Source organism: Acinetobacter sp. IK40 (genome assembly GCF_035615075.1).
GTDB classification, from domain to species: domain Bacteria; phylum Pseudomonadota; class Gammaproteobacteria; order Pseudomonadales; family Moraxellaceae; genus Acinetobacter; species Acinetobacter courvalinii.
Genome location: NZ_JANBOE010000002.1, coordinates 38,450 through 64,945, shown reverse-complemented (window position 1 = coordinate 64,945; position 26,496 = coordinate 38,450). Strand labels below are relative to the sequence as shown.

The 26,496-nt window shown below is 41.8% G+C and carries 27 protein-coding genes; 9 read left to right on the top strand and 18 right to left on the bottom strand.

Annotation, left to right across the window (positions count from 1 at the left end):
* A complete protein-coding gene (locus MSG93_RS04215; protein ID WP_324620686.1) occupies positions 1 to 912 on the bottom strand; it encodes an NUDIX domain-containing protein in 912 nt (303 codons plus the stop codon).
* 176 nt (positions 913 to 1,088) lie between these two features.
* Here MSG93_RS04215 and hemP point away from each other — a divergent pair, with 176 nt between their 5' ends.
* Positions 1,089 to 1,259, top strand: a complete 171-nt coding sequence (hemP, locus tag MSG93_RS04210; protein WP_004661888.1) for a hemin uptake protein HemP — start codon at positions 1,089 to 1,091, stop codon at positions 1,257 to 1,259.
* Between the two features lie 86 nt (positions 1,260 to 1,345).
* Here the strand turns inward: hemP and MSG93_RS04205 are convergent, their stop codons facing one another.
* The 5 genes from MSG93_RS04205 to tsaA form a co-directional block, all read right to left on the bottom strand.
* Positions 1,346 to 2,677, bottom strand: coding sequence for a HAMP domain-containing sensor histidine kinase (locus MSG93_RS04205; RefSeq protein WP_324620685.1), 1,332 nt, complete (start codon positions 2,675 to 2,677; stop codon positions 1,346 to 1,348).
* Position 2,678: 1 nt separating this feature from the next.
* Positions 2,679 to 3,341, bottom strand: a complete 663-nt coding sequence (locus MSG93_RS04200) for a response regulator transcription factor (protein WP_324620684.1) — start codon at positions 3,339 to 3,341, stop codon at positions 2,679 to 2,681.
* Positions 3,342 to 3,443: 102 nt separating this feature from the next.
* On the bottom strand, positions 3,444 to 3,809 hold the full coding sequence (locus MSG93_RS04195; protein WP_324620683.1) for a NirD/YgiW/YdeI family stress tolerance protein: 366 nt from the start codon (positions 3,807 to 3,809) through the stop codon (positions 3,444 to 3,446).
* 87 nt (positions 3,810 to 3,896) lie between these two features.
* Positions 3,897 to 5,675 carry a GspE/PulE family protein gene (locus MSG93_RS04190; protein WP_324621012.1) on the bottom strand — a complete coding sequence of 593 codons (1,779 nt, stop codon included), beginning with the start codon at positions 5,673 to 5,675 and terminating at the stop codon, positions 3,897 to 3,899.
* 47 nt (positions 5,676 to 5,722) lie between these two features.
* Entirely contained in the window at positions 5,723 to 6,436 is a 714-nt protein-coding gene (gene tsaA, locus MSG93_RS04185) for a tRNA (N6-threonylcarbamoyladenosine(37)-N6)-methyltransferase TrmO (protein ID WP_324621011.1), read from the bottom strand.
* Positions 6,437 to 6,554: 118 nt separating this feature from the next.
* Between tsaA and MSG93_RS04180 the strand changes: the two genes are divergently transcribed.
* On the top strand, positions 6,555 to 7,334 hold the full coding sequence (locus tag MSG93_RS04180; protein ID WP_004772583.1) for a ferredoxin--NADP reductase: 780 nt from the start codon (positions 6,555 to 6,557) through the stop codon (positions 7,332 to 7,334).
* Positions 7,335 to 7,450: 116 nt separating this feature from the next.
* On the opposite strand, the gene MSG93_RS04175 is transcribed toward MSG93_RS04180, so the two are convergent.
* Positions 7,451 to 8,011, bottom strand: a complete 561-nt coding sequence (locus MSG93_RS04175; RefSeq protein WP_005230921.1) for a TetR/AcrR family transcriptional regulator — start codon at positions 8,009 to 8,011, stop codon at positions 7,451 to 7,453.
* Positions 8,012 to 8,459: 448 nt separating this feature from the next.
* Here MSG93_RS04175 and MSG93_RS04170 point away from each other — a divergent pair, with 448 nt between their 5' ends.
* Positions 8,460 to 9,314 carry a hypothetical protein gene (locus MSG93_RS04170; RefSeq protein ID WP_324620682.1) on the top strand — a complete coding sequence of 285 codons (855 nt, stop codon included), beginning with the start codon at positions 8,460 to 8,462 and terminating at the stop codon, positions 9,312 to 9,314.
* A gap of 174 nt (positions 9,315 to 9,488) precedes the next feature.
* Positions 9,489 to 9,944 carry a DUF441 domain-containing protein gene (locus tag MSG93_RS04165; protein WP_005230925.1) on the top strand — a complete coding sequence of 152 codons (456 nt, stop codon included), beginning with the start codon at positions 9,489 to 9,491 and terminating at the stop codon, positions 9,942 to 9,944.
* A 77-nt stretch (positions 9,945 to 10,021) separates the two neighbouring features.
* Here the strand turns inward: MSG93_RS04165 and MSG93_RS04160 are convergent, their stop codons facing one another.
* On the bottom strand, positions 10,022 to 10,942 hold the full coding sequence (locus MSG93_RS04160) for a LysR family transcriptional regulator (RefSeq protein WP_005230927.1): 921 nt from the start codon (positions 10,940 to 10,942) through the stop codon (positions 10,022 to 10,024).
* 271 nt (positions 10,943 to 11,213) lie between these two features.
* On the opposite strand from MSG93_RS04160, the gene MSG93_RS04155 reads away from it, so the two are divergent.
* Positions 11,214 to 12,107, top strand: a complete 894-nt coding sequence (locus MSG93_RS04155) for a hypothetical protein (RefSeq protein WP_005286393.1) — start codon at positions 11,214 to 11,216, stop codon at positions 12,105 to 12,107.
* Between the two features lie 121 nt (positions 12,108 to 12,228).
* Positions 12,229 to 12,900: an epoxyqueuosine reductase QueH gene (locus MSG93_RS04150; protein WP_005286397.1), complete on the top strand. Its 672-nt coding sequence runs from the start codon at positions 12,229 to 12,231 to the stop codon at positions 12,898 to 12,900.
* A 52-nt stretch (positions 12,901 to 12,952) separates the two neighbouring features.
* Here MSG93_RS04150 and MSG93_RS04145 read toward each other — a convergent pair whose 3' ends face one another.
* Positions 12,953 to 13,744: a DUF4198 domain-containing protein gene (locus MSG93_RS04145; protein WP_005286399.1), complete on the bottom strand. Its 792-nt coding sequence runs from the start codon at positions 13,742 to 13,744 to the stop codon at positions 12,953 to 12,955.
* A 262-nt stretch (positions 13,745 to 14,006) separates the two neighbouring features.
* Here MSG93_RS04145 and MSG93_RS04140 point away from each other — a divergent pair, with 262 nt between their 5' ends.
* A complete protein-coding gene (locus MSG93_RS04140; RefSeq protein WP_005286402.1) occupies positions 14,007 to 14,915 on the top strand; it encodes a nuclear transport factor 2 family protein in 909 nt (302 codons plus the stop codon).
* A gap of 230 nt (positions 14,916 to 15,145) precedes the next feature.
* Positions 15,146 to 16,360, top strand: a complete 1,215-nt coding sequence (locus MSG93_RS04135) for an MFS transporter (RefSeq protein ID WP_324620681.1) — start codon at positions 15,146 to 15,148, stop codon at positions 16,358 to 16,360.
* A 21-nt stretch (positions 16,361 to 16,381) separates the two neighbouring features.
* On the opposite strand, the gene MSG93_RS04130 is transcribed toward MSG93_RS04135, so the two are convergent.
* From MSG93_RS04130 to MSG93_RS04105, 6 genes are all read right to left on the bottom strand, one after another.
* Complete coding sequence (locus tag MSG93_RS04130; protein ID WP_324621010.1) at positions 16,382 to 16,990, bottom strand: DUF2238 domain-containing protein; 609 nt, start codon at positions 16,988 to 16,990, stop codon at positions 16,382 to 16,384.
* Positions 16,991 to 17,083: 93 nt separating this feature from the next.
* On the bottom strand, positions 17,084 to 18,037 hold the full coding sequence (locus MSG93_RS04125) for a siderophore ABC transporter substrate-binding protein (protein WP_324620680.1): 954 nt from the start codon (positions 18,035 to 18,037) through the stop codon (positions 17,084 to 17,086).
* A gap of 9 nt (positions 18,038 to 18,046) precedes the next feature.
* A complete protein-coding gene (locus MSG93_RS04120; protein ID WP_312049082.1) occupies positions 18,047 to 18,811 on the bottom strand; it encodes an ABC transporter ATP-binding protein in 765 nt (254 codons plus the stop codon).
* Positions 18,802 to 19,758, bottom strand: coding sequence for an iron chelate uptake ABC transporter family permease subunit (locus MSG93_RS04115; RefSeq protein WP_324620679.1), 957 nt, complete (start codon positions 19,756 to 19,758; stop codon positions 18,802 to 18,804). Before MSG93_RS04115 ends, MSG93_RS04120 begins: the two co-directional genes overlap by 10 nt.
* Positions 19,748 to 20,704, bottom strand: a complete 957-nt coding sequence (locus tag MSG93_RS04110) for an ABC transporter permease (protein WP_324620678.1) — start codon at positions 20,702 to 20,704, stop codon at positions 19,748 to 19,750. Before MSG93_RS04110 ends, MSG93_RS04115 begins: the two co-directional genes overlap by 11 nt.
* A gap of 268 nt (positions 20,705 to 20,972) precedes the next feature.
* A complete protein-coding gene (locus MSG93_RS04105; RefSeq protein ID WP_324620677.1) occupies positions 20,973 to 21,956 on the bottom strand; it encodes an ion transporter in 984 nt (327 codons plus the stop codon).
* Between the two features lie 269 nt (positions 21,957 to 22,225).
* On the opposite strand from MSG93_RS04105, the gene MSG93_RS04100 reads away from it, so the two are divergent.
* Positions 22,226 to 23,683: a DASS family sodium-coupled anion symporter gene (locus tag MSG93_RS04100; protein WP_324620676.1), complete on the top strand. Its 1,458-nt coding sequence runs from the start codon at positions 22,226 to 22,228 to the stop codon at positions 23,681 to 23,683.
* A 47-nt stretch (positions 23,684 to 23,730) separates the two neighbouring features.
* Here the strand turns inward: MSG93_RS04100 and MSG93_RS04095 are convergent, their stop codons facing one another.
* The 3 genes from MSG93_RS04095 to MSG93_RS04085 all read right to left on the bottom strand — a co-directional run bounded on the left by MSG93_RS04095 (position 23,731) and on the right by MSG93_RS04085 (position 26,342).
* Complete coding sequence (locus MSG93_RS04095; protein WP_032873050.1) at positions 23,731 to 24,231, bottom strand: hypothetical protein; 501 nt, start codon at positions 24,229 to 24,231, stop codon at positions 23,731 to 23,733.
* A 10-nt stretch (positions 24,232 to 24,241) separates the two neighbouring features.
* Complete coding sequence (locus MSG93_RS04090) at positions 24,242 to 24,823, bottom strand: hypothetical protein (protein WP_324620675.1); 582 nt, start codon at positions 24,821 to 24,823, stop codon at positions 24,242 to 24,244.
* A gap of 94 nt (positions 24,824 to 24,917) precedes the next feature.
* The gene (locus MSG93_RS04085) at positions 24,918 to 26,342 is read right to left on the bottom strand and encodes a formylglycine-generating enzyme family protein (RefSeq protein ID WP_324620674.1); all 1,425 of its coding nucleotides are present in this window, start codon (positions 26,340 to 26,342) and stop codon (positions 24,918 to 24,920) included.
* Positions 26,343 to 26,496 lie beyond the last annotated feature (154 nt).

The window sequence follows — 26,496 nt, the reverse complement described above, 5'->3', positions numbered from 1 at the left end:
CTAGTCAATTGCACTAAACTGACGAATCCCGGCAAGCCCATAAGCATGATGCTTTTGGGCTTGTTTTAATTCAGCAGGCGCAACACCCCCTAAGGCAAAAACAGGAATATCACTGGTTCGGGCGAGTTCTTCAAAACCCTCCCAGCCCAATTCTTTCGCATCAGGATGCGTTTCAGTGGCCTGTACCGGACTTAATAACACCGCATCACAACCAATATGATGGGCATGTTGCAAAGAGACCGCATCATGACAAGCTGCGATAAAGCGCTTCCCAACGACCAAGCCAGCTTTACTGAAACTCATCAATTGTGATTGCTTTAAATGAATGGTTGAGATTTTATCGCGCAATTCAGCATCCAGTTGCTGCCACAGATCGACATTGATCATCAATTTCTGCAATTGCACATCGCTCAAGCTTAAAAGCTGCGACTGGATCTGATCAATATCAACAGAATCAGTACGCCAATACAAGAGCGCCTGTTGTTGCGGCAAGGCATCAATTTGATCACTGATCTTGATGAGATGAGGCCAGATCAAACGTTGTAAAATGGCATCATTGGCCTTTGGAAAATTTAAATCGGCCAGTTGCTCACGTTTGTACCAGCCCCATGGTTGATGAATCAGATCGAGCAATTCATCGGGTACATAGGCATGGAATAAATGCAGATTTACGATAATGTCGTCATACTCATGACGGATCACATCAAAAACATGCCAGTCCTTTAAACCGATGCCTACTTCTTCATAAATCTCACGGCGGCAAGCCTGCTCTGGTGTCTCACCGGCTTCAACTTTTCCGCCAGGAAACTCATGTTTATTGCCCTGATGCTGGCTGGCCTGTCGCCAGCCGACCAATACTTTGGTTTTGTGTAATAAAATTGCGATTGCAACATCAACTGTAGCTTTGGTCATAACAGACTAAAATCTCTCATCTTTTATCCCGATTTTAAGGCGTTTAAACACGAATTCACATGACCAAAAACAAAATTAATCACTGATTTTGTAAATTGTTAAAATTTCCGTTGACAGGTCTATTCGATAATGATTATCATTTAAAACGTTAAAGAACACACCACGGAGCATAACAAATGAACGCACCATTCAACCTATTTACTCGTAGTACAGATGCAGCTCAATCATTGCCAATGTTGCATTCAAACAATCTTTTTGCCTTGGGACGAGAAATCCGCATTATGCATGCGGGTGAGGAATACCGTTTACGTCTAACCCGTAATAATCGCCTGATTTTAACGAAGTAATATAATAACAACCGCATAATAATAAACGTGGGAATAAGCAGTATGTCAGCGCATGCTGCTTTTTTTTATGTTGCTTATGAGAAAATTTATACAGGCAGCTGAATACTCACCTTCAGTCCGCCATAGCAGGATTGGGAAAACTTGATTTTGCCCTGATGCAATTCAACAATTTTTTTACAAATCGACAGACCTAATCCCGAACCTTGGGTTTTAGTTCCTAAGGCACGATAAAAACGCTCACCTAAACGTTCCAGAATTTCAACATCCACGCCTTGCCCTTCATTTTCGATCACAAGTTCTATTGCATCTTCTTGTTGCTTCAAACTGATATAAATCTGTCCGTGCTCAAGGCTATAGCGGATCGCATTATCAATTATGTTGCGGATACAGGTAAATATCAGTTGTTGATTAGCATGCAGCATCTTGGGCTGCGTTGAGACATCCAGCTGTATTTGAATCTGCTTGTCCTGCACAAATAATGCCAAGGCTTGCATTGCCTCTTGTATTACCGCATTTAGGTCAAACTGAGTTTTCGGCAAATTATTCGCATGCTCAGGATCGAGACGCGCCAACAGCAGTAAATTTTCCAGCGTTTGAATGCCGCGATTGACATCTTGCTGCATCGGCACAAAATCACCTGCCCGTTCAGGATACTTACGTTGCAATAACTGCAATCGAAGCTGAATCGCAGACAAAGGCGAACGCAATTCATGAGAAGCATCCGCAGTAAAACGCTGTTCTGCTTGCAAGGATTGTTCGAGGCGCTGTAGCAGTCGATTGAGCTGCCCCAACATGGGCTGTAACTCTTTCAGCTCTACCTCTCCAGTTGATAGCGGGCTTAAATCATCTGCATTCTTTGCTGAGATTTCTGAAGATAACTGATGCATTACCTTAAATTGCCGTTTAATCAGGAAATGCAACATGATCCATTGCATTAGCCATACCAGTAGCAAGATCAAGGTATAACCTGCGAAATGATTCAGCAAATCTTTAAAACGTTCTCCTAGGGGTTGTAGAAGCAATACCTGCATAGGGGCATGCTCATCTTCGCCCGCATAACTCCGCCATAACTGTCCTTTTTGCCAAATCAGGCCAAAGTTACCCTGTCTGGCTGTAATCAAGCTGTAATGCTGTGGATCAAGCTGAAAATCTGTGGACTGGGTCAACACCAGCTGCGAATTGCGCAACTGATATTGGATATCAAATTCATCACTCAGTTCATCAATCTGCTGTCCTGAAGATTGGGTTAAGTCGGTTATCTGCAACATATCTGAAATCTCGTCCATGATCTCATCTTGCATCTGCATGGTTTGATATACCGAAATTACCGCGAACAAAAGTAAGGCCACACATCCAGCAATGATTGAACTGATTAATGAAGTTTTAACCAGTCTGGTTTGTAATGACACGACTTTCATCCTATTCACCCTGATGCATGCGATAGCCTAGACCGCGAATGGTCTTGATATATTGCCCGCCAATCTTTTTACGAATCTGATAGATAAACACCTCGATGGCATTACTTTCAATTTCATCACCCCATGCATACAGGGATTCTTCCAGTTGCTCCCGTGTCACAATATGTTCAGGTTGCTGGATTAGCTTATATAAAATCTGGAACTCTTTGGCCGTAAGATTCACCGCTTTCCCCTCCTGAACCAGGGTTTTGGCTTGGGGATCCAGTTGTAAATTGGCAAAATAAAGATATTGACCTGCTTGGGCTTGATGCTGACGCAATTGGGAACGAACCCGGGCAGATAACTCTTCCAGATTAAATGGCTTGACCAGATAGTCATTCGCCCCTAGATCCAGCCCCTCTACCCGATCATGGATGTGGTCTTTGGCGGTAATAAAAATCACCGGGGTTTTGCTATTTTGCCGGCGAATGTTTTTCAGAATTTCATCTCCTGACGCTTGCGGTAAGCCCCGATCCAGCAGAATACAGTCGTATTGATGCTGTTCGGCTGCCAGAATCGCATGATCGCCACGTTCCACCCAGTCAACGCTATAACCATCCATTTCCAGCCAGGCCTTGATACTTTCTGCCTGTGAGGCATCATCTTCAGCCAATAAAATTCGCATAAAACAGCCCACTGTATTGATCTTTCACATGATCTTAAAATAAATCATTAACAAAAAACCACATGATGATCATGTGGTTTTTTTATATTGATTCATCAATCTTTAGAATTGAACCTGATCCACATCCACTTCAACACGTTTCGCTGGTTTATAGTCGATGTCGATTTCACCAATTAAGGTTACCGGTGTTTTTGCTGATACCGGCTTACCTTGCCATAAATCATCATCAATATCGACCGTCATAGAACCAGTCTGGTCGCTAAACTGATATTTCTCATCACCTGTGGATTTGACCACATAACCTTTCAACTTGACTGGGCTATCATCTTTCAAGGTCAATGCTTGTTTAACGGTAGTGATTTGAGTTGGTGCCAGTGCTTGCTGATTTACCGCAGTGGTATTGGCTACAGCAAAAGTAGTTGCACCAACCAAGCCAGCAACAACTGCACATTTAGATAATAGGTTCATCTTGTTTCCCCTCATCGTGGTTTCATCATTTCGATGCATTCATTAAAACAAACCAAGATGAGGTGAATCTGAAGATGATGCTGTAGCTTAATTTAATGGTACCACGCGCAATACTTCTTCTAAGGTGGTTACGCCCTCAATCACTTTACGTGCACCCGCGATCCGCAAGGGCTCAACACCTTCTTTTTTCGCTTGTGCTTTTAGATCATTGAGTGTGCCATGCGCACTAATCAGTGACTTGAGCTCCAGACTAACCGGCATAAATTCGTAAATCCCGACTCGGCCCTTATAGCCGGTATGTCGACAAGCTTCACATCCCACCGCTTTATACATGCTGGTCGGCATGTCCATCATATAATCAAAGGTCAGATGTTCCCACTCCTGCTCATTGATTGGCGTCTGCTGTTTACACTGCGGGCAAAGCCGGCGAACCAGACGCTGTGCAAGAACCCCGAGTATTGTGGCGGCGGTCAGGAATGGCTGCACGCCTAGATCATGTAAACGCGTCAAACTGGACGGTGCATCATTGGTATGTAAGGTAGATAATACCAGATGCCCTGTTAATGCAGCCTGAATCGCCATATTGGCGGTGTCATGGTCTCGAATCTCACCGACCATGATAATATCAGGATCTTGACGCATTAAGGCACGTACGCCATCTGCAAAGCCTAATTCAATGTTTGGATTGACCTGCATCTGGTTAAAACTCGGCTCCAGCATTTCAATCGGGTCTTCAATGGTACAGACATTGACCTGTTCGGTTGCCAGCTGCTTTAAAGATGAATATAGCGTGGTGGTTTTACCCGAACCTGTTGGTCCTGTAACTAAAATGATGCCATGACTGTGTTGCGTCAGCTGCTGCCAGCTCTGCAATAAATGCCCTTCAAAACCCAGTTGCTGGAAACTCCGCACCAATACTTCCGGATCGAAAATACGCATCACCAGCTTTTCACCAAAAGCGGTCGGCAAAGTCGAAAGACGTAATTCGGTTTCCTGCCCTTTCGGTGTTCGGGTTTTTAAGCGTCCATCCTGCGGTTTACGCTTTTCCGCCACATTCATGCGGCCAAGAATCTTGATACGGGAAATTACCGCGGTCAGTGTATTGGCAGGCATGTTATAGATGGTATGCAGCACCCCATCGATACGGAAACGTACCTTACCTTTGTCTTTACGTGGTTCCAGATGAATATCGCTGGCACCTTGCTCAAACGCAAATTGCAGCACCCAGTCCACCAGTTTGACAATATGCTGGTCATTGGCATCAGGATTCTGGGTATCGCCTAACTGTAATAAAGCCTCAACGCCTTTATTTTCACGGTCATAAATACTGGCATTTTGTGAGGAACTGACTGCTCGGCTGACCTGATAGTACTCAACAATATAACGTTGTAACTGTTCAGGATTGAGCAAAACTTTTTCAATCTTTTTAGGTGCCAGACTCCGTTCCAGATTGTTCAACCATTCGCTGATAAATGGTTGATCGGTGCCAATCAGAATCCGGTCTGCATGTACTTCTACTGCTAGAATATGATTTCTGGCGGCAAACTCTTGTGACATGACACTGGTTAACGCCGCAACATCGGCTTTAAGTGGATCAATGATAAATAAGGGAAGATCAGCTTTCTCAGCCAGCCATTGACACAAACGATTCAACGATAAGGTACTACCTGCATTCAGCTGGTCTTTGAGACTGAAATTGGCAATCCACTGCAAAGGATGCCATTTCAACTGATCCTTTTGCCGATGTGTGGTCTGTACCAGCAGTTTGTCCCGTTCCGTGATACGGCCATCCTGCACCAATTGTTCCAGACACCAGGTCACATCGATCGTAAAAGAAAAGTTTGCGAATTTTGCCTGAGCTTGCATCACCGTTGATTCCCCAAATTTTTAACGAAATTTATATTTTTAAAGTTTTAACTTTGTTCCACTGCAACAATGGTGACATCCTGTTCACCCACCGTAAAACGTACATTCAACATGGCAAAGCGCATTCCATATACGCGTTCAGCATCATGCTGATAGGCAGGTCGAGGATCTAAAGATAACACTTGTTCAAGTTCATCGAATATCTTTTTATGCAAAATCCCCTGCTTTAATAACTGCTGTTGTTGCTGTTGTGCATTTTCCAACCAAACCACCGTTTTACGCTGTGGCTGCTCTTGGGCATAACCACTGACCGCCTCAGTCACCGCATCCGAATATTGTATATACGGCTTGATATCTAAAATCGGGGTACCATCCAGCAAATCACTGCCCGTGACATAGACCCGTACCGCTTTGCCATGCTTTTCAACGCGTAAAAACTGTACCACCGATAAACCGATCGGAGATGGACGATACATGCTTCGGGTTGCAAAAACCCCTATTTTCTGGTTGCCTCCCAGCCTAGGCGGACGCACTTGTGCACGAAATTTAGGCATTTGATTCAAGGTGTTATCTGGATTTTTATTCTCATGGAACTGCCATAGCAGCCATAAGTGGCTAAAATCTTCGATACCTTCAAATGCCAGAATATCGCTATAAACCGCCGTCATCTCTATATAAGACTCGACCTGCACCAGATTTGGCTGGCGTGGGATGCCGAATTTCTCACGATAAGGCGAACACATATGACCAATGATTGGCATCACTACAGAATTGTTCATCACTTTTTCTTATAAACACAATTAAATATATTCAGTTTATCGAGAATGATTTTAGATTAGAATAGCGATCTGTTTCTTTTAACTGTGATCGAGACCTTTAATGGCTGCTTTTAACGTTGAACGCATTACTCATGTTCACCACTGGAATGACACACTTTTCAGTTTTAAAACTACACGCGACGTCAGCTTACGTTTTAAAAATGGTCAGTTTGTAATGATCGGCCTTGAAGTGAATGGTAAGCCTTTAATGCGTGCTTATTCGATCGCCAGTGCGAATTATGAAGAAGAACTTGAATTCTTCTCTATTAAAGTACAAGACGGTCCATTAACTTCTATTTTACAAAAAGTACAAGTGGGCGACGAAATCCTGATTTCTAAAAAGCCTACAGGCACTTTGGTACACGACGATTTACTACCAGGTAAAAATTTATATCTGTTATCTTCTGGTACCGGCCTTGCCCCATTCCTTTCTTTGCTTCGTGACCCGGAAACTTACGAGAAGTTTGAAAAAGTGATTATGGTGCATGGTACACGTTATGTGTCTGAACTTGCCTACCAAGATTTAATCTTGAATGAACTTCCGAATCATGAATTCTTTGAAGAGTTAGGCATCAAAGACAAGTTGATCTACTATCCGACTGTGACACGTGAACCGTTCCATACTCAAGGTCGTGTAACTACGGCAATTGAGACTGGCGAACTGTTTGAAAAAATTGGTTTACCACGTTTTAACCGTGAAACTGACCGTGCCATGCTCTGTGGTAGCCCGGCGTTCCTGAAAGACGTCGCTGCGTTGCTCGATCAACACGGTTTGGTTGAATCACCACGTATGGGCGTGATGGGTGATTATGTGATTGAACGTGCCTTCGTCGAAAAATAATATTGCCCTATAAAAAGAACCGAGGATAAATCCTCGGTTTTTTATTTTAAGTTTTATAAAAATGTAATTTTATTTATCTAAAGGTTATTATTTAGCATAACTACAATAATAAGTTATTATGCTGCATCTAAATGGATTAATCGCTCGATATAATACCAGCACTCTTCGATCTGGGCATGATCTTTATTTACTTTTGCATACGAGGTCATCCCGTCCAGAATATTAATATACATTGCTGTTAATACATGAGGCTGATATACCTGTGCCTTTACAAACAAGTCTTCTACCAATGCCATTAACCACTCACGATATTCCATGATTGGACGAATAATGGAAGGATACTGTTGTAAAATTTCTAATGATGCTTTTTGAAACATACAACCATGAAAATCATCCGAATTAAACCAGCCGAGATGCCAAAAATAGACGGCTTTAATTTTACCTAAATAATCATCTGCTGCTTTCAGGCTAATTTCGTTTTCAATAGACGCCTGAATACTTTTATTCCTTCGCGACAGACACTCTTCAATCAGGTTCTCTTTAGAAGGAAAGTATTTGTAGAACGTCATTTTGGCAACGCCCGACTCACTGATAATTCGATCCACACCCACAGAGCTGTAGTTATGACGGTTAAAAAGGTCTAGAGCCGTTACAATGATATCTTCTTTTTTTGACATTTTATTATCCTTTTAGAATTCTATCAAAAAACTTAACATATTATTAAGACATAGTTTACATGCTGGAAATTTCTGGCCACTATGTATATTTATCTTATTTTAAGAGCAGTATAGAAAAGTCATACTTTCTTTATTGTTCCTGTTACAGGGTATGAAAAAAACGGCTGCTACACAAGATGATTTGTAAAAAAATCTTTCTATTTTTTAAATAAAAAAATATACCGTGAATTACTTCACCTTTTATTTACAGTTAAGTTAAATAATAAGCTTTCTTGCGATTTTTTAGCCGCTTTAATAAATTGATTTCACAAAAAAATAATTTTATATTTAAATCATCCAATAAAAAGATGTTTGGCTGAAACAATAGTTATATTCATAATCAGCCAAAGAAAATCTAACTAAATAATTGGAAAAGCAATAATATTATTAATTCATCGAGTACAAGACTATGCCAAAAAAATTTGAAAACTTTAACAACCCGAGACAGAAAGCTATTGAAGGCATGAAAAATAGTATTTCTGCGGATTTATGGAACAAGAACCTGGATTTTCTGAACAAACTAAGAGCAGAAATTTCAAATCATCCTGTTTCAAGACATCCTGCCATTCAACTTTTAAATGACGGTGTAATTGACAAAGAGACTTTAAAGCATATTCATCTTGAATATCGCCATGCCATTGTTCAGGTATTTACCGATGCCTTATTGATGGCTCAATTCCAGACCAAACAGTTAGAACCACGTTTATTGTCCGGTTCCAAAATGTTCCCACGCTTTTTATTGAACCTGAATATTCTGGACGAATTTGGTTTCCGCCCTGGTCTGGATCAGGAAGGTTATTATTCCGGCAACCCTGAATATGCACACTATCCATTATTTGAAGATGTGCTCAATGACTTTGATTTGAGCCAGTCTGAGCGTAATGACGATCAACCTTCACTGATTGCACAACGGGTACGTCATTATCTGGAAAATTCGTTTAACAGCTATCAGGCAGTTTCAGCTTTGCTCGCCGTTGCAGAAGAAGAAGTGATTTTATTCAGCCCTGCACTACGTCAGGCCACCAAGGCAGTCGGTTTTGATGTAGATAGTGGTTATTACTATGTCCATGGTGTTTCACATGATGCGACTGCCGAAGCGGCTGATGACGACCATGAAGATGATTTATGGTTTGTACTGGCACAGGCCTGCGTTGAATCTGAATACGATTCAATCCGTCAAATCTGTCTTGAATACTGTGATTTATGGGAACAGTTCTGGGATGAACAAATTGCTTACTACGGAACCTTCAAAAAACTGGCCTAATTTTCTCAGGAAAAGCCATTTCTAATTTTGGAAATGGCCTCCTTTATTTTTATTAACTTTCAAATACTTATAACCTTAAAGTTGTATCTATAGATGAGAAAAAAACGCTTTTTAAAATAAACCTCGATAAATTACGATATAATTCAACTTTATTTCCCTTCCCCATGCCCTGCGATGTTCTCTCAATTCGATATCAATTTAGTGGTGCTGCTGGTCTTATTAGGTTGCGGTATCTTTAGTCAAAACACGGCCGTCACTGTAGCAGCAGCGTGTCTGATCCTGGTCAAACTGACTCCTTTAAACCAGTTTTTTCCTTATATTCAGAGCCATGGACTGAATATTGGCATCATTATTCTCACCATTGGGGTACTTGCACCGATTGCCAGTGGCAAGATCAGCGGAGAAAGCATCCTTAAATCATTTATCAGCATCAAATCTCTGGCGGCAATTGCCGTTGGCCTGCTGGTGGCATGGCTAGGCGGACGGGGCGTTAAATTAATGAGTAATCAACCTGATGTGGTTGCCGGCCTTCTGATCGGTACAGTAGCAGGTGTCGCCTTGTTAAGAGGCGTTCCAGTTGGCCCGCTGATTGCTGCTGGGATTTTGTCGCTACTGATCGGGAAATCTTAACGCCTATTACATCTGCATAATCACCTCATAAAAATAAAGGTAGCGCATGGCTACCTTTATCATAAAAAGAACTTGAATTAATTTTCATAATACACGGCACGCATCTTGGAAAACTTTTCCAGTTGCTTGATAAAGCCTTCAAAATAGTTCTTCTCTTTATCCTCGACCCGATAACCCGCATACAATGTACGTCTCAGACCTTCCGGGGCGACACAATCCAGACGGCGGCTGACCACCCAGCCTTTTTGCTCATATTCATTGACCACCCAATCTGGCAATGCCGCAATGCCGCGTCCACTTGCCACCAGCTGGATCAGCATTTGGGTCAGATCTGTAGTGCGGATGTGCTTCGGATAGACATTGGCTGGAATAAACAGATGTGCCATGATATCCAGGCGATGCTTATCAACCGGATATGTAATCAGGGTTTCTTCTGCCAGATCCTGCACGCTCACCTGCTCGGCACGTGCCAAAGGATGCGTGCTAGAAAGAACCAAGCGTGATTCATATTTGAAAATTGGGAAATATTCAATTCCCTTCAATGCAATCGGATCTGCCGTGATCAATAGATCAAACTCGGCATTTTGCAACAGCTCGTGAGGATTCGACTCGAAACCCGCAGCAAAGTCCAGATCTACATCCGGATACTGATGACGATACTGATTCAATAACGGCATCAACCAGTCAAAACAACTGTGACATTCTGAAGAGAAGATAATCCGCCCCGTCTGGCCGTGCACGATACGGGTAATATCGGTCTGTGCGATCTGAACTTGCGGCAATACATCATCTGCCAGTTTAAGCAGCCGTTCCCCAACATTGGAGAAACTGACAGGGCGACTACGACGATTCACCACTTCTACCCCATACCAATGATCAAGTTCTTTTAACTGGTGAGAAATTGCAGACGGCGTCAGGCATAAATCGGTCGCGGCAGCCACCAGTGAGCCATGTTCTCTTAGCGCAAGTAATGTTTTTAAATGACGGAGTTCTAGCACAACAAAAACCAAAATTGAATTTATTTCATCTTAACACAAAATTAATTAGCAAGTCTCAACACCTATTGTTTAAAGTATACAATTCATTAATCAAGAATCACTCGAGTAGTAAGCACAAAGCCAAACACAGAGTATCACTTAATAATAAATTATATAATTTCAGAATAAATATTTTTTAATGTAAGTATCCTCCCAATTAAGTCAAATTCTATATTGTGTAATCATTACTAATCTCTTAAACTCAGGTATTTATTTTAATAGGGAATACTTTGTGTCTAACTCTGAAATATTTACAGTCGACACCGAATACGAAATTTATTATACGAATAAAAACTTTATACCTATTGATGAAATAATATCCAGCTTAAAAGCTTTGGAAAGTAATATACATCATACCTCCAAGTTTATTGAAAAAGCTTACCCTGATTTTAAAGTTTTAGATTCTGAAATTTTTATTGAAAATTTACAGAGTGGAAGTCTAAACCTTAAATTAATCATAAGAAAATCTTTACATGCAGCGAAAGCAAATGCTAAAAAAATCACCCATATAGCGCCGTCAAAGGAAACAATAAAAGATATTGTTAAACAAGCAACGATTGCTTTAATTGTGGAAGGTACAAAATTAGCTACTGCTAGCCCCCAAGTTCCTGTTACAAATCAAAATATTACGATAAATAATAACATTACCAACATTCAATCAATGAACTTATCTGAAAGTGACTATAATTCTATAATAAGTAAAATTTCTCAAAAAACATTAGCAGAGAATGCTATTAATATTACTAAACCAGCAAAACTTGAAGATGATGCCCAAATTAAGTTTAACCATAAAGATAAAGAGGAAGTTGTTTTTGACCGAAAAGTTCTAGATCCTATGCCTTCAACTTATACTCCACCTGTACAAGAGGAACGGGAAACTTTTCATCAAGATATTAAATTATCAATTTATGCTTCTGATAAGGATAGAAGAGAAAATGGATGGGCTGGATCTATCCATTCTCTAAACCATAATCGTGTAACACTAAAGCTTAATAATAGTGTTAAACCTGAACAATTGCATGGGCGCACAGAAGTTATAGCTAGTGTATTAGTACATGAGAAATTTAATTCATTGAAAAAGAAATATGAAATTTCATACATTGAAATTTTAGGATTTAAATCTTAGTTAAATATAATTAATATTTTCTCAATATGAAATAATTTCATTTTCATGTGAAATTATTTCATATTTTTTTTGAATAATTACTTCATAATTCACTATAAAATTTTACTCAATATTTTTATCTATGTTAAAACTTCAACGCCAAAAACTAAGCTTACCCGAAGGACATGACAAGTTACTGCTGCACTCATGCTGCGCGCCATGTTCCGGTGAAGTTATGGAAACCCTGATTGAATCAGGTATCGACTTTTCGATCTTTTTTTATAATCCGAATATCCATCCGGTGAAGGAATACCTCATTCGTAAGGAAGAAAATATTCGCTTTGCCGAAAAACACAATATTCCGTTTATCGATTGCGATTATGATACCGATAACTGGTTTGCGCGCGCTAAAGGCATGGAAAATGAACCTGAAAAAGGTATTCGTTGCACCATGTGCTTTGATATGCGTTTTGAACGGACTGCCCTTTATGCCTATGAACACGGTTTCAGCCTGATCAGCAGTTCGCTGGGGATTTCGCGCTGGAAAAACATGCAGCAAATTAATGACTGTGGTCTACGTGCTGCCGCGCATTATCCAGACATTCAATATTGGGATTATAACTGGCGCAAACATGGCGGTGCAGTGCGTATGCTGGAAATCAGCAAACGTGAAGAGTTCTATCAACAGGAATATTGCGGCTGCGTCTATTCACTCAGAGATACTAACCGCTGGCGTATGAGCAATGGCCGTGACAGGATTCAACTGGGTGTGAAATTTTATAGTAAAGCCATGGATGATGAATCTAGTCAATAACAATGCAGTCGAAATAAAAAGGCTAATTCTAGTGAATTAGCCTTTTGACATTTTAATGTACAGCTACACTGATAATGCTATAGAACTGATTGCCTGGCTTTTGTTTCATATCCACCGTTTCGCTGACTTCAATCAAGTATTCCGCCGCTTTTGGAAATAACAGTTCAGCACTGCCATCCGCCGCTGTTTTCAAGCTGATTCCTTGCTTATCGGTTGCACCTTTAGCACGAATCACCACTTCAGCATTGGCTAAAGCTTTATTGGCTTTCGATACTTTAATTTTTACCGCCTGATTGGCTTTTAATTCATTTGGATGGGTGAAGAACTCCACCTGAATCGGGGCTGTGCTTGCCTGAACGGGTGTATGTTTCTCCTTACTGACATAAGTCAATAATGTCCATTCGCGCGTGATTTCAACTGGCTTGATATTCTTGCTGTTTAGATCGGCAGGAATCACAAAATCGCGCTCAGCTTTTGCAGGCGCTTTATCGGCCGGCATATCAAAAAACATCTTCCATTGTTTTTGATCTTGCACGTATTTCAATGGATATGAAGCCTTGGTTTGCACCAGATAAGTCCCTGCTTCAGGCAGTTTCAAATCAAATACGGTCGCTGAGTCCAGTTTAGTATTCGCTTGAATGGTGGTTTTGGTATTGTTCGGCAGCGTGATCTCGAATTTTGCATCTTTCAAGGCATATTCACTGTTTAAGGCCTCTTCTGCATAACCGGAAATAATCGCGACCTGAGTCTGCTCGGTCTGATAAGCAATCGGCGCCACATAGGGTTCATGTGCAGCGCTATAGCCAGAAACAAGTAGCAATGAACTGATTAATAATTTTTTCACTTTTCCACCCCGAAAGTTGTCATTTAAAATGCATGACCTGCAGTATACACAAATGTAAATAATTATCATTAATATTATTATGATCATCTATTAATTTCACACCATGTGCTGGCTATTTATATTGCAATACCTCCATTTTTTACGGTTTCAGTAGCACCGTCACCGGTTACCAAGTCTTTACAAAATATGTCGTGATTGTTCAGAAGCCAGTGAAGCTTAACCCTATGCTTATTATTCGAGTTCTAACGATGGATTCATAATAATGAAGAAACTTTTTATTTTAACTGCCCTTCTGCTTCCTTTAGCCCTTAGCGCCTGTAATGACGATTCAAAGTCCGAGCAGGATTCGCAACAAAACAGCAGTGAGGCCCAAACACAGCAAACCGAACATAATAGAACACAAGTAATCACCTATTTTGAAGGTGTATTTAAAGATAAAAAAGTCAAGGAATTTTCTGACCGTTACCTCGCTGAAAACTATATTCAACACAATCCATTTTTACCCGACGGCAAACAGCCATTTATTGACTTCTTTGAGAAACGCTTTGCGGACAACCCTGATGCCCAGTACAACATTGTCCGTAGCCTAGCTGAAAATGATCTGGTACTTTTACAGGTCAAGGGTAAACTGAATACCGATGCGGCCACCAATGCGGGCTTTGACCTGTTTCGAGTTGAAAATGGCATTATCGTAGAACATTGGGATGTCAATCAATCTGTACCCGAAAACGAACGCACCACAACCAATCCGGAAGTAATGTTTGATGGAGCCAATAAAACAAATTTATCACCTGCCGAAACAGCAGCCAATAAAGAATTAGTGACTGCTTTTGTCAAAGGTGTGTTTGAGCAACACAAGGTCAGAGAGTTTTCCGACCGTTATCTTGCCGATCATTACATCCAGCACAATCCATGGATTGGAGATGGCAAAGCGCCTTTTGTTTCATTCTTTGAACAATTGTTTAAAGATGATCCATCTGCTGAATATGAAGTTAAACGCGTTATTGCTGATGGTAATTTGGTTGCTGTTCATCTACGCAGTCAACAAAGTGGCCAACCTGAAAATGCAGGTTTTGATATTTTCCGGGTCGAAAATGGCAAGATCGTTGAACACTGGGATGCAAATCAATCGGTTCCAGAAAACAGCGCCAATAGTAATACCATGTTCTAAGTTTCACCCGTGCCGCAACGCGATAACTCAGGATAAAGCTCATTTTCACAATGGGCTTTATTTACCTGTAATTCCTCTATATCGCTACAATAGCTACCTTATTCATGCCGCACCTAGCTTTTATGCCGCGCCTCCCTAATTTTATTTGAAAATTCCACTTTTCTCTCTATCGGTTTTGACAGAGGTATGAAAAAATAATCCCTGCTCCAGATATTATTTTTTAGAGACTCATGACCTCTCCAAGTTCTCCCACACCCATAACATCCCACTACTCCTTATTTCTGGTGATTTTCTCACTCGCCGTCGGTAGTTTCTGTATTGGAACAACTGAATTTGTGGCGATGGGACTAATTCAGGAAATCGCCACGGACTTAAATGTCAGTGTCCCGCATGCAGGCTATTTTATTAGTGCTTATGCATTGGGCGTGATGGTCGGCGCACCGATTATTGCTATCCTCGGCGCTAAAGTTCCACGTAAGACCTTATTGCTGGGCCTGATGCTGTTTTATGGTCTGGCCAATGCAGCGACAGCGTTTGCCACAACGCCAGAAACCATGTTGCTGTCCCGCTTTATTGCCGGTTTTCCGCACGGGGCTTACTTTGGTGTAGCGGCACTGGTTGCAGCTGAACTGGCAGGCAAACAACGCCGTGCCACGGCGATTGCCCAAGTGATGATGGGCTTAACCATTGCCAATGTGATTGGAGTTCCGATTGCCACATGGCTCGGTCAGCAATTTGGCTGGAAAGCAGGCTTTGAATTTTCTGCCGTGATTGCGTTTATTACCCTGATTGGCGTTGGCCTATTTGTTCCGAATATTCCATTGCAAAAAACCGCGAGTATTAAAGCGGAACTGGCAGGTTTAAAGAATATCAATATGTGGCTGACCCTTGCGGTTGGCGCCATTGGTTTTGGGGGCATGTTCTCGGTGTATAGCTACGTTTCTCCGATTCTCACCGAATATACCCATGCCAATATCAGTGTCGTGCCAATTGCTTTAGCGATTTGGGGGATCGGCATGGTCATCGGTGGCTTGGTGGCCGGCTGGCTGGCCGATAAAAACCTGTTTAAAACCATTATCGGAATTCTGATCAGTTCCGCGCTCGCCTTTGTAGCGGCCAGCTTTATGATGTCCAATCTGTATACCGCGATTGCAGCCTTATTCCTGATTGGTTTTACCGTGATTGGTTTAGGTGGAGCGTTGCAAACCCATCTCATGGACATTGCGGGCGACGCACAAACGCTGGCAGCTTCCCTCAACCATTCGGCATTTAACTTAGCCAATGCCCTTGGTGCATTTTTAGGCGGATGGGTACTCAGTCATAATATGGGCTGGTTAGCACCGATCTGGGTTGGCTTTGTCTTAAGTCTGGGTGGTTTAGCCATTTTATTGATTGCCTTGGCTTATGCCCGCTATTCACAGAACAATGAATCTGCTGTGTCTTAACAGCAGATGCCGCTATTGATATTAATGCATTAGCTTTGCAATTTGTCGATCATGCCAGTTTGATAAGAATAACAAGGCTGTGATCGACCCAAGCAAGGCAAAAAACATATCCGATTGTGTATCCCATTCATCACCTTGAGTTCCAAGGAATTCTTCTGCACCCTGTCCCAATAATAATGCGGCTGCCCATTCAATCAACTCATAACTGGCACTGATTGCCAGTACAATACAGATCACAATGAAACTGAGCATTTTGCCTTTGCTTAAAATATGCTTTCGAATCAGGATTTCACGCGCAACCATAGCAGGTACAAAGCCCTGCATAAAATGCCCGATCTTGTCATAAGGATTGCGGTCTAGCCCTAACCATTGTGCAATTTCAAAACCCAACGGTACACGCGCATAGCTGTACGCCCCACCGACAATCAATACAATGGCATGCAAGAAAATAAGCCCATATAACAACGGACTGAGCGGAAAAGCTTTATGTGTCACATACAATATCGGTATCACAATCAATACCGGTGTGACTTCAAGCCACCATGTGGTCCGGTCATAAGGCTGAATCCCAGAAATGACCAATAAAGAGACTAAAATCGCGGTGCCCAAATACAGTAAAGAAATACGCATCATCTTATAAGGTCGTGTTTATTTCCCTTTATCATATAAAAAACCCGAAGCGAGCGCTTCGGGTTTATTGTTATCACGCTGACAGACTGGATTTTACTTCACCGCATCGGCAACTTCTTTCAGCATGGCTTTCATGCCATCCAAACCATTATTCATCAAATACCAGTTACTCGAATCCAGATAAACTATGTTGCCGTTTTTAGCCGCTTTAGTCTGGTTAATGATCTGGTTATTTAACACCTGTTTTGCACCTTGCTGATTTTCAGTAATGGCTGCACCACGGTCAATCACAAACAGGTAATCAGGATTTTTCTGGGCAATAAACTCATGTGACACCGCCATACCATGCAATCCCACCTTGATCGAAGGATCTGCTGGGGTAAAACCATAGAGGTCATGAATATTGCCAAAGCGCGAACCTGGGCCATAAGCTGCAATCTTGCTGTTATTGACCAAAATCACCAACGCGGTTTTCCCTTTGGTCTTGGCTTTTAAGGCCACAATATCTTTTTCCAGCGTTTGTAATTGCTGCTCCGCTTCTGGCTTCTTGCCTACCATTTCAGCGATATTCAAAGTTTGCTGCTTAAACGAATTGAACTGATCATTGTAGTCCACATCGACAAAGTAGGTCGGCGCAATCTGCTTGATCTGATCGACCAAGTTTTCCATGCGACCACTCATCAGAATCAGTTCAGGCTGACTGGCTGCAATTTTTTCCAGATTTGGTTCTTTCACGGTCCCTACATCCAGATATTTACCTTCACTGAAATTTTGCAACACTTTCGGTAACGGCGTTCCTTTTGGCAAGGCCACCACTTTGTCGTCTGCGCCCAAGGCATGAATGGTATTGAGGGCGCTGGTATCCAGTACAGCAATACGGGACACATTCGCAGGAATGCTAATCTGACCGGCCTTACTGTTAAAACTTAAGGTATCCTGTGTAGCTGCAGTATGACTGTCCTGATTTGCCGAAGGTGTACTGGAATTACCACATGCAGCCAAGGCTACACTTAACATCATGACTGGCAATGTTTTTTTGAAAAGCATAACAAGCTCCTAACTAATAAAATACAAACCTAATTTATGTTGCTGAACCTGCTGGATCGGAATATGGAAATCGAAAATATCTTGGAGAATACGTTCATCCATCAACTGTTGTGGATGCCCTTGATACAGCAACTCACCTTCTTTCATGGCAATGATGTGATCGGCATAGACGGAAGCAAAGTTAATGTCATGAATCACCACAATGATGGATTTGCCATGATTCTCGGCCAAATCTTTTAACACCCGCATAATCTGGGAAGAGTGCTTCATATCCAGATTGTTCAAGGGTTCATCCAGCAAGATATAGTCCGTGTCCTGTGCCAGAATCATGGCGATATAGGCACGTTGTCGCTGTCCACCCGACAATTCGCTGATTTGTCGGTGGCGTAAGGCATCTAAATCCATATAGGCAATCGAACGGTCAATCACTTGACGGTCTTGTTCAGTCAGGCGTCCTTGTGAATACGGAAAGCGGCCAAAAGCGACCAGATCCTCGATACTGAGACGCAGCTCGGTATGGTTGGACTGCTTTAAGATCGCCAGTTTTTTGGCAATATCGGCACTTTTCATCTGTTGCAGATCTTGACCATCGAGTAAAACCTGCCCCTGATCCGCCTCGATTAAACGACTCATCATGGAAAGCACGGTACTTTTGCCTGCACCATTCGGCCCAATAAATGCGGTAAATTGCCCTTTGGCAATATTCAGCGATAGGTCATTCACGACCCGCTGTTGCTGATAGCTTTTACTTAAATGCTTGAGCTCTATTGCCATTTTTTATTTTCCTTCAATAAAATCCAGAAGAAATAAATTCCACCGACAAAATTAATAATCACACTGAGCGTAGTTTTGAAATTCAGCACATGCAGCACCATGAACTGTCCAAGCATCAGACACAGAATGCTGACCAGAATGATGCCCAGCAGTAAGATATGATGTTGATGGGTCTTAAATAGTTCCAGAGTAATGTTGAGTACCAACAGACCGAGGAACATCATTGGGCCAGCCAAAGCTGTTGCAGATGCCAGTGCCAATACCACCAGAATCAACAGCAAGCGACTGGTCTTGTCATAATCCAGTCCCAGATTCAGCGCATGATCGCGTCCGAGCGCCATCACATCGAGCGTGTGATAATGCTTTAAGCCATACAACAGAATCGGCACAATGGTGAGTAAGGACAACCCCACCGTTTCCATCTTCACCACATTAAAACTGGCAAAACCGGCATAGGCAGCAATCTGGAATTCATCCGGATCGAGCAAGACCTGAAAAAAAGTGCTCATGTTGTCGAATAAAGTCGAACAGATCAGCCCTACCAACAGCAGGAAATAAATATTTTGCTGCGCCACTTTCTGGAAAATAAAGCGATACAGCAGCAAGGCAAAAGTCACCATGAGCAGCAGACTGATCAGATAATCCGTGACAAAATTCAGTGACAATAACGTGCTGGCACCAAAGAAATAGATAATCGCCGTTTTAGACAGTTCATATAATTTATCCAGTCCCAATGCCTGCGGCGTCACCACCCGATTATTGACAATGGTATGGAAAACCAAAGTCGAAACACCGACCGCAGTTCCCGCTACCACGATGGCTGCAACCGTTTTTAAACGCAGATTTAAGGCATACTGCCAGGCCACGCCCAGATTCCAGCCAAGATAGAGTGCAATACTTGCAATCACAGCTACAGCTAAAATCATTAACTTGGTTTTATGCGGCATAGCGGTATCTCCTAAGCAGCAGCCACAAGAAAATGACACTGCCCACTACCCCCATAATCAGACTGACAGAGACCTCATAAGGGAAAATCACCACCCGACCAAATACATCGCAAAGCAGAACCAGCAAAGCGCCCAACAATGCAGTATGTGAAAGGGTTTTCCGGATATTGTCGCCCAGATACAGGCTCACCAGATTCGGTACAATCAAACCGAGAAATGGAATCGCCCCGACGGTCACAATCACCACACCGGTAATCACTGACACCAGTAACAGGCCAATAAAAAGCGTCTGTTTATAATTCAGCCCCAGATTGGTAGCAAAATCCTGTCCCAAGCCAGCCAGAACAAAACGATTGGCAAAGAAATAAATCAGGATCAGAACGGGCACGCTGAGATAGATCAGCTCGTATTGCCCATTTAAAATGGTGGAAAAGTCGCCTTGTAACCAACCCGCCAGGTTCTGTAATAAATCCAGTTGTAACGCAATAAAGGTGGTAAAGGCTGAAATGATACTGCCAAAGATCATCCCCACCAGTGGCACAAAAACCGTATCACGGTGCTTGAGCGTCGCCAGAATACTCATAAAGGCCATCGCACCAATAAGCGTTACCGCAATGGCAAAACCTGTTTTAATAAAAATTGAAGCACTGGGCAATAAAATGATTGAAACCAGAACGCCTAAACGGGCACAGTCATATAGACCTGCGGTGGTGGGAGACACAAAACGGTTACGACTCAACGACTGCATGATCAGACCGCAGACACTCAGCCCCGCACCCGCCACCACAATTGCCATCAGACGCGGTAAACGGCTAGTCCAGAACAGTTGCCAGTCTTGAGGGTTACCCGCCCACAAACCCGCAAGACTCATCTCGCCTACGCCGACAAATAAGGAAATCATTGCCAGTGGCAGTAACAATAAACTCAGATAACGCCGCTTAATCATGTCAGGAGAACTTCATCAGTTACATAAACTTAAAATAAGCTTAAAAATTACAATTAAATTACTAGAAAAGTAGCATAAATGAGAAAGATTATTGTTAACTTTTTTTAATCATGCTTAAAACTAATTTAAGCAGATCAGAATCAGAAAAATTTATGCAAAAAAAATTAAAATAATTCATGCTTCCTTACCTGCTTCTTCTTATTATTCAGATAAAAATAAATTTCTATGAAATGAAGTCTAATTTTAGGCGCTGTCTTTATAATTCAATTTATTCCGTCAGCTTTTCACCACAATGCGGGCAAAAACGGTAATGCTTTTTTTCCTGTTCCTGATCTTCAAGCAACTTTTCCCTGACCAGTTGCATGATAATTTCATGGGTCTGTTCTTTGGGTAAACCGACTTTCTTGCGGATCCGTTCAATTTCCAGCTGGTCATGCAGCAAGTCCAGCCCCTTGGCTTGCAAGACTTCACGAAACTCCTGTTCCAGTCGCTGATTTCGCATATTCAATTCATTGGCCAGACCCGAAGCCAGAATACCCGCGGGCAAAGCAGCAATACCGACACCGAGAATGGTAATAAATGCACCCAGTATCCGCCCCAAATTAGTCACTGGGGTCACATCGCCATAACCGACTGTAGTGAGGGTGACCACCGCCCACCACATCGATTGCGGTATCGAACTAAAGGCTTCAGGCTGGGCTTTATTTTCAACCACATAAATCGCAGATGCGGTCATGACAATCATAATGACCAGAATAAAAATGACCGCCTGAAATGAACCTTTTTCACGCTGGATGACGCGTAATAGAATTTGCAGGGAAACAAAGTAGCGCGTCAGCTTCAATAAACGGACTAAACGTAAGACTCGTAAGAAACGTAAGTCAATCGGCACAATAAAGTTGAGATAGGCAGGTAGAATCGCCAATAAATCAATAATAGCCCCGCCACTTTTCATCCAGCGAATACGTTGCTTCCAAGCCGCTTCTTGTGGCTCCTGCTCAACAATACTCCACAGCCTGAGTAGATATTCGCCACTAAAAATCATGATCGAGAGATTTTCAAAGATATCGAAATAAGGCTTATACAGTTGATAAAACTCGTTCACCGACTCCAGCAGAACGGCAGCAACGTTACCGATGATCAAGGCAATCAGCAAATAATTTACGCAGGTACTGACAGTACTTTTATAGTCATCATTATGTAGGTTGTTATAAACAAATCGTCTTAACTGTTGCCATGAAAGTTGAGTCATACCGTACTTATTGTTTGATCAAGCAAGCTCAAAATGTAGCATGATGCTTTCATATTTAATAAGAGATTTTAATCTGAAGCCCTATTTTCCCGCATCAAACAAAATCATTTGCCAATTCATTGCCCTGTATAACGCTGTTTCAACAAAACTTTCTTTGCAGTTGGGCCTCAGCTTCAACCATAATAAAAGCTTCGTGGTTATTTCTTTAACGATTCATTCATAAAGAACTATAAATTTTATTAAACCCGTGACAACAAGGGGAATTTAACATGGGATTTAAAGCTCTCCCGACGCTGATCTCTTTATTTATTGCATTAATCATCTGGTTCGTAATTCCTGTACCTGCTGGCGTCGATCCTGATGCATGGCATTTATTAGCGATGTTTGTCGGTGTGATTGCCGCCATTATTGGTAAAGCCATGCCGATCGGTGCAATTGCGATTATTGCCATTACTTTGGTCGCCCTGACCGGTGTCACCAACGATAGCCCAAGTGGTGCCATTCAGGATGCGCTCAGCAGCTTTGCCAATCCGCTGATCTGGTTGATCGGTATTTCGATCATGATCTCCAAAGGTTTGCAAAAAACCGGATTGGGCGCTCGCTTAGGCTATTTATTTATCGCGGTGTGGGGCAAGAAAACCATTGGTATCGGTTATAGCATGGTGCTGTCTGAACTGATTCTTGCACCCGTGACTCCAAGTAATACGGCACGTGGTGGCGGGATTATTCATCCGATTGTCCGTGCAATTTCTACCAGTTACGACTCTGACCCAGCCAAAGGCACCGAAGGTCGTATGGGGAAATACTTAGCCTTGGTCAACTACCAAGCCAATCCGATTACCTCTGCCATGTTTATTACCGCAACCGCCCCTAACCCTTTGGTGGTGGATCTGGTAGCAAAAGCAACCAACAGTCAGATTTCCTTGAGCTGGAGTACATGGGCATTGGCGATGTTATTACCGGGTTTGATCGCCTTGATCATCATGCCGTTGATTATGTACTGGATGTATCCACCTGAAGTTAAGGAAACCCCAAACGCAGCGCAGTTTGCCAAAACCAAGTTAAAAGAAATGGGCCCAGTCAGCAAAAATGAAATCATTATGCTGGGCGTATTTGGGATTTTACTGCTGTTATGGGCAGGCATCCCTGCCATGATTTTCGGTTCAGCTTGGGCGGTTGATCCGACCACGACTGCCTTTATTGGTTTGGGTTTGCTGCTGATTACGGGTGTACTGACTTGGGAAGATATCCTGACGCAAAAAAGCGCATGGGATACCATTACCTGGTTCGCAGCTTTGGTGATGATGGCAACGTATTTAAATAAACTCGGTTTAATCACGTGGTTCTCAGGCGTGCTGGAAACAGGGATTGGTCATTTGGGCCTCAGCTGGATGCCTGCCTGTTTATTGCTGATGCTGGCCTATCTGTATGCACATTATATGTTTGCTAGTACCACGGCACACATCACTGCCATGTTTGCAGCCTTCTATACGGCTGGACTGGCGCTGGGTGCACCACCGATGTTATTTGCCTTAATGATGGCAGCAGCGTCAAGCATCATGATGACCTTAACCCATTATGCAACAGGTACATCGCCTGTGGTATTTGGTTCAGGTTACACCACACTGGGTGAATGGTGGAAAGCTGGCTTTGTCATGAGTGTGGTCAATATCATTATCTTTGTGGTGATTGGCGGACTTTGGTGGAGGGTGCTGGGTTATTGGTGATTTAAAACTGAGGAACATTCTGCGCGAATAGGAATGTTCCTCTAAATTTAGATTCCCAAATGTAGAACATATAAACTATTATTAGAATCAATGACCTTCTGCATAAGTTCTGCCAATATTTCAATTTTTTGTATAACTTCATTCTTTTGCATAATGATTTTTTCATAACCTGCTGTTTGTCTTAAAATACGATCAACATTTTCATTTGGGTCAATCACATCATCATATGCATGAATAAAAGTATACTCGCCTGTTAAGGTTAAAACTTTTGGCGATAACTTTAAAATATTAACTAGACTAGAAAACAATTGAAATGCTTCTTTAGCTCCATCTCCATCAATCACTGTTACACCATAATAATTTAAACCAGTATGCCTAACTTTTAAACTTGGATTATAGGTAGGTATCCATTTTAAAAAATCATTAAAATAAATAATAAGATCATCATGGATTGAAACATCATGAGAAACCTTACCGACTAGCTCGCAGCAATCATCATAAGAGAATTCATTTTTATTTAATAAAACAAAATCATGTAGTAATGCCATAAATAGAACCTCAATTTAAATGGTAGTTATCTCTATCTATGAAAGCTTTCCACTCTTCATGGCTATAAAGTTTAAGATTTTCTAGCTGAGTTCCTACCAACAAAAAACGATCATCCCATGTCAGCACCTCTCTACAATCCTTTAGCTTTCTGTGTGAAAAGTGAGGTATTACTCTCCCATCAAAATTCATTAATCCAATTTCAAGTAAATGCTTAATCTCTTTAGGATTCTCAGGAATGGAATGAAATACGGGTATGTTCTCTATTAATTTACGAGCAATTTCATGAGGTTCAGAATCTAAATCATCTAAATACCATTTTTGGTCATCACAACGCCATAAATAGGCAGTAAAACCACCCTGCTCAATCAATAAAGTCTCTGTAATTGCGTTAGGGTCTTGATACCAAATAGTAAATGCCAAACTTTTAGTTGGAATAATTGAAAATTTTGGCGGTTTTAAATAAGGATAATCCTTTAATATTAGAGAAACCAAACCTTTAATTGCTGTTGCTAAATCCTCAACCTTATGATTTTTATGGATAATATTAACTAGTACAGAAATATTACCTTTTATATTCAAAATACTTTTCATTTTATAAAAAATAAGGGCTGATTTACTCAACCCCTATTTTTAGCTAAATCAATAAATTAAGTCAATTGAACAAATTCAGATTTCTTATTCTTTATCAAATTTCCCGCACTACACGAAAGCCCCACATGGTTGAGCTAGCTTGCGACGAATAATAGGCATTACGATAAGCAGTACGGACGTTATGTACATTGTAAATCCATGCACCACCACGTAATACAGGGAAATGACATAAGCCATTATTCTCAGCACCCCAACGTACCTGAGTAGTCGGTGCACCTTGATAATTGGCATGCCAACAATCCTCTACCCACTCACGGGCATTGGCAAGGACATCATATAATCCAAAGGCATTTGGTAAAAATGAACCTACAGGTGCGGTATAGGCATAGCCATCACTACAGTTAAATGAACGCCATGCCGCAGTATTCTTTTCGGTTGAAGTCGTGGTTATATCCAGAACATTGGCATATTTACAAGCTTGATCACGCTCAGGATCGTTCCCCCAATAAAAGGTCGTTGATGATCCCGCTCTAGCCGCATACTCCCATTCAGCCTCGGTCGGTAACCGATAGGTTTTTCCTGTCTTTTTAGAAAGCCATGCCGTGAATGCCTGACCATCTTCGCGGCGTACACACACGACCGGATCTTGGGCAGTTTGAGCAAATCCCGGATTACTCGGACTTAAATCATTGCGATACCACATATTAAAGTCACCATCACGGACCTCCCAATTGCGGCACCCTTGCACCTCCCAGCCTGTTTCTTTCTGGAATTGCTGAAATTGGGCTACAGTGGTTTCATGGGATGCCATTGCAAAAGGTTGCGTAATATTGACCTGATGTTGCGGCAACTCATAAGGTCTTGCCTGAGCTGGCACCTCTTCTCTTTCATGCTCGGCTGGTGTACCTCCCATCTGATAGCTGCCCTTTGGAATAACTGTTAACTCCGGGCAAAAGCTATCCGAGCAGTCCTTAAATTTAACCAAGGCCGCAGTATCTACACTTACTTTAGTATTTGTCAGTTTTGCCGGTTGAATTACCTTGTTCATTTGAGGAGGGTTATCTAACTGCCGGGTTAATAAATTAATGGTTCCCTGCCACTCACTGACCATTTCACGCAGCATGGCTGGGCGCTCCATACTGACGCCTGAACCATCATAATCTGGCGCATTACAACGTTGCTGCAGGAAGCTGGATTCTGACTCAAGTTGTAATAATTTAGGTAACATTCGCTGATCAATAAAAGCTGCGAGATTATTTTCGGAACTGGTTAATGATGCCCTCAGTTTCTGCAAGGCCGTTTTTGCCTTAAGGTTTTGATCAAGAATTCCTGCATATACTGCATCACATTGATTATTTTGCCATACCAAACGTTCACTTAAAGCCTTTAACGCAGTACTGGTCGCCTGTTGCTTGTATTCCGAACTGATTTCATTTTTATCATCATTACACGCAACCAGAAAATATCCTAAAAACAAGATACCAGCTGCTTTGAGATAGCCTTTAGATAAAGTCTTCATGCGAAGCTCCATTTTTTTAATTGAATACGTTCTTTATAAGCTCAAGAGAATGCACATAAGAATCATCTTTTTAAGCTGAAAAGGCCTATTTATTATTAATAAAAATTAATAATATTTTTAGAATTACGGGCTCTTAATTATCATAAAAAATAAG

What these genes read in the sequence shown, in the direction of transcription:
- MSG93_RS04170 (WP_324620682.1), top strand. Translation starts at nt 8,460, where the DNA reads ATGCCAAAAAAATTTGAAAACTTTAACAACCCGAGACAGAAAGCTATT.
- MSG93_RS04195 (WP_324620683.1), bottom strand. Translation starts at nt 3,809, where the DNA reads ATGAACCTATTATCTAAATGTGCAGTTGTTGCTGGCTTGGTTGGTGCA.
- MSG93_RS04095 (WP_032873050.1), bottom strand. Translation starts at nt 24,231, where the DNA reads ATGGCATTACTACATGATTTTGTTTTATTAAATAAAAATGAATTCTCT.
- MSG93_RS04085 (WP_324620674.1), bottom strand. Translation starts at nt 26,342, where the DNA reads ATGAAGACTTTATCTAAAGGCTATCTCAAAGCAGCTGGTATCTTGTTT.
- MSG93_RS04200 (WP_324620684.1), bottom strand. Translation starts at nt 3,341, where the DNA reads ATGCGAATTTTATTGGCTGAAGATGATGCCTCACAGGCAGAAAGTATC.
- tsaA (WP_324621011.1), bottom strand. Translation starts at nt 6,436, where the DNA reads ATGCCAATCATTGGTCATATGTGTTCGCCTTATCGTGAGAAATTCGGC.
- MSG93_RS04135 (WP_324620681.1), top strand. Translation starts at nt 15,146, where the DNA reads ATGACCTCTCCAAGTTCTCCCACACCCATAACATCCCACTACTCCTTA.
- MSG93_RS04130 (WP_324621010.1), bottom strand. Translation starts at nt 16,990, where the DNA reads ATGCGTATTTCTTTACTGTATTTGGGCACCGCGATTTTAGTCTCTTTA.
- MSG93_RS04150 (WP_005286397.1), top strand. Translation starts at nt 12,229, where the DNA reads ATGTTAAAACTTCAACGCCAAAAACTAAGCTTACCCGAAGGACATGAC.
- MSG93_RS04190 (WP_324621012.1), bottom strand. Translation starts at nt 5,675, where the DNA reads ATGCAAGCTCAGGCAAAATTCGCAAACTTTTCTTTTACGATCGATGTG.
- MSG93_RS04180 (WP_004772583.1), top strand. Translation starts at nt 6,555, where the DNA reads ATGGCTGCTTTTAACGTTGAACGCATTACTCATGTTCACCACTGGAAT.
- MSG93_RS04100 (WP_324620676.1), top strand. Translation starts at nt 22,226, where the DNA reads ATGGGATTTAAAGCTCTCCCGACGCTGATCTCTTTATTTATTGCATTA.
- MSG93_RS04125 (WP_324620680.1), bottom strand. Translation starts at nt 18,037, where the DNA reads ATGCTTTTCAAAAAAACATTGCCAGTCATGATGTTAAGTGTAGCCTTG.
- MSG93_RS04205 (WP_324620685.1), bottom strand. Translation starts at nt 2,677, where the DNA reads ATGAAAGTCGTGTCATTACAAACCAGACTGGTTAAAACTTCATTAATC.
- MSG93_RS04115 (WP_324620679.1), bottom strand. Translation starts at nt 19,758, where the DNA reads ATGCCGCATAAAACCAAGTTAATGATTTTAGCTGTAGCTGTGATTGCA.
- MSG93_RS04120 (WP_312049082.1), bottom strand. Translation starts at nt 18,811, where the DNA reads ATGGCAATAGAGCTCAAGCATTTAAGTAAAAGCTATCAGCAACAGCGG.
- MSG93_RS04215 (WP_324620686.1), bottom strand. Translation starts at nt 912, where the DNA reads ATGACCAAAGCTACAGTTGATGTTGCAATCGCAATTTTATTACACAAA.
- MSG93_RS04110 (WP_324620678.1), bottom strand. Translation starts at nt 20,704, where the DNA reads ATGATTAAGCGGCGTTATCTGAGTTTATTGTTACTGCCACTGGCAATG.
- MSG93_RS04165 (WP_005230925.1), top strand. Translation starts at nt 9,489, where the DNA reads ATGTTCTCTCAATTCGATATCAATTTAGTGGTGCTGCTGGTCTTATTA.
- hemP (WP_004661888.1), top strand. Translation starts at nt 1,089, where the DNA reads ATGAACGCACCATTCAACCTATTTACTCGTAGTACAGATGCAGCTCAA.
- MSG93_RS04175 (WP_005230921.1), bottom strand. Translation starts at nt 8,011, where the DNA reads ATGTCAAAAAAAGAAGATATCATTGTAACGGCTCTAGACCTTTTTAAC.
- MSG93_RS04140 (WP_005286402.1), top strand. Translation starts at nt 14,007, where the DNA reads ATGAAGAAACTTTTTATTTTAACTGCCCTTCTGCTTCCTTTAGCCCTT.
- MSG93_RS04090 (WP_324620675.1), bottom strand. Translation starts at nt 24,823, where the DNA reads ATGAAAAGTATTTTGAATATAAAAGGTAATATTTCTGTACTAGTTAAT.
- MSG93_RS04105 (WP_324620677.1), bottom strand. Translation starts at nt 21,956, where the DNA reads ATGACTCAACTTTCATGGCAACAGTTAAGACGATTTGTTTATAACAAC.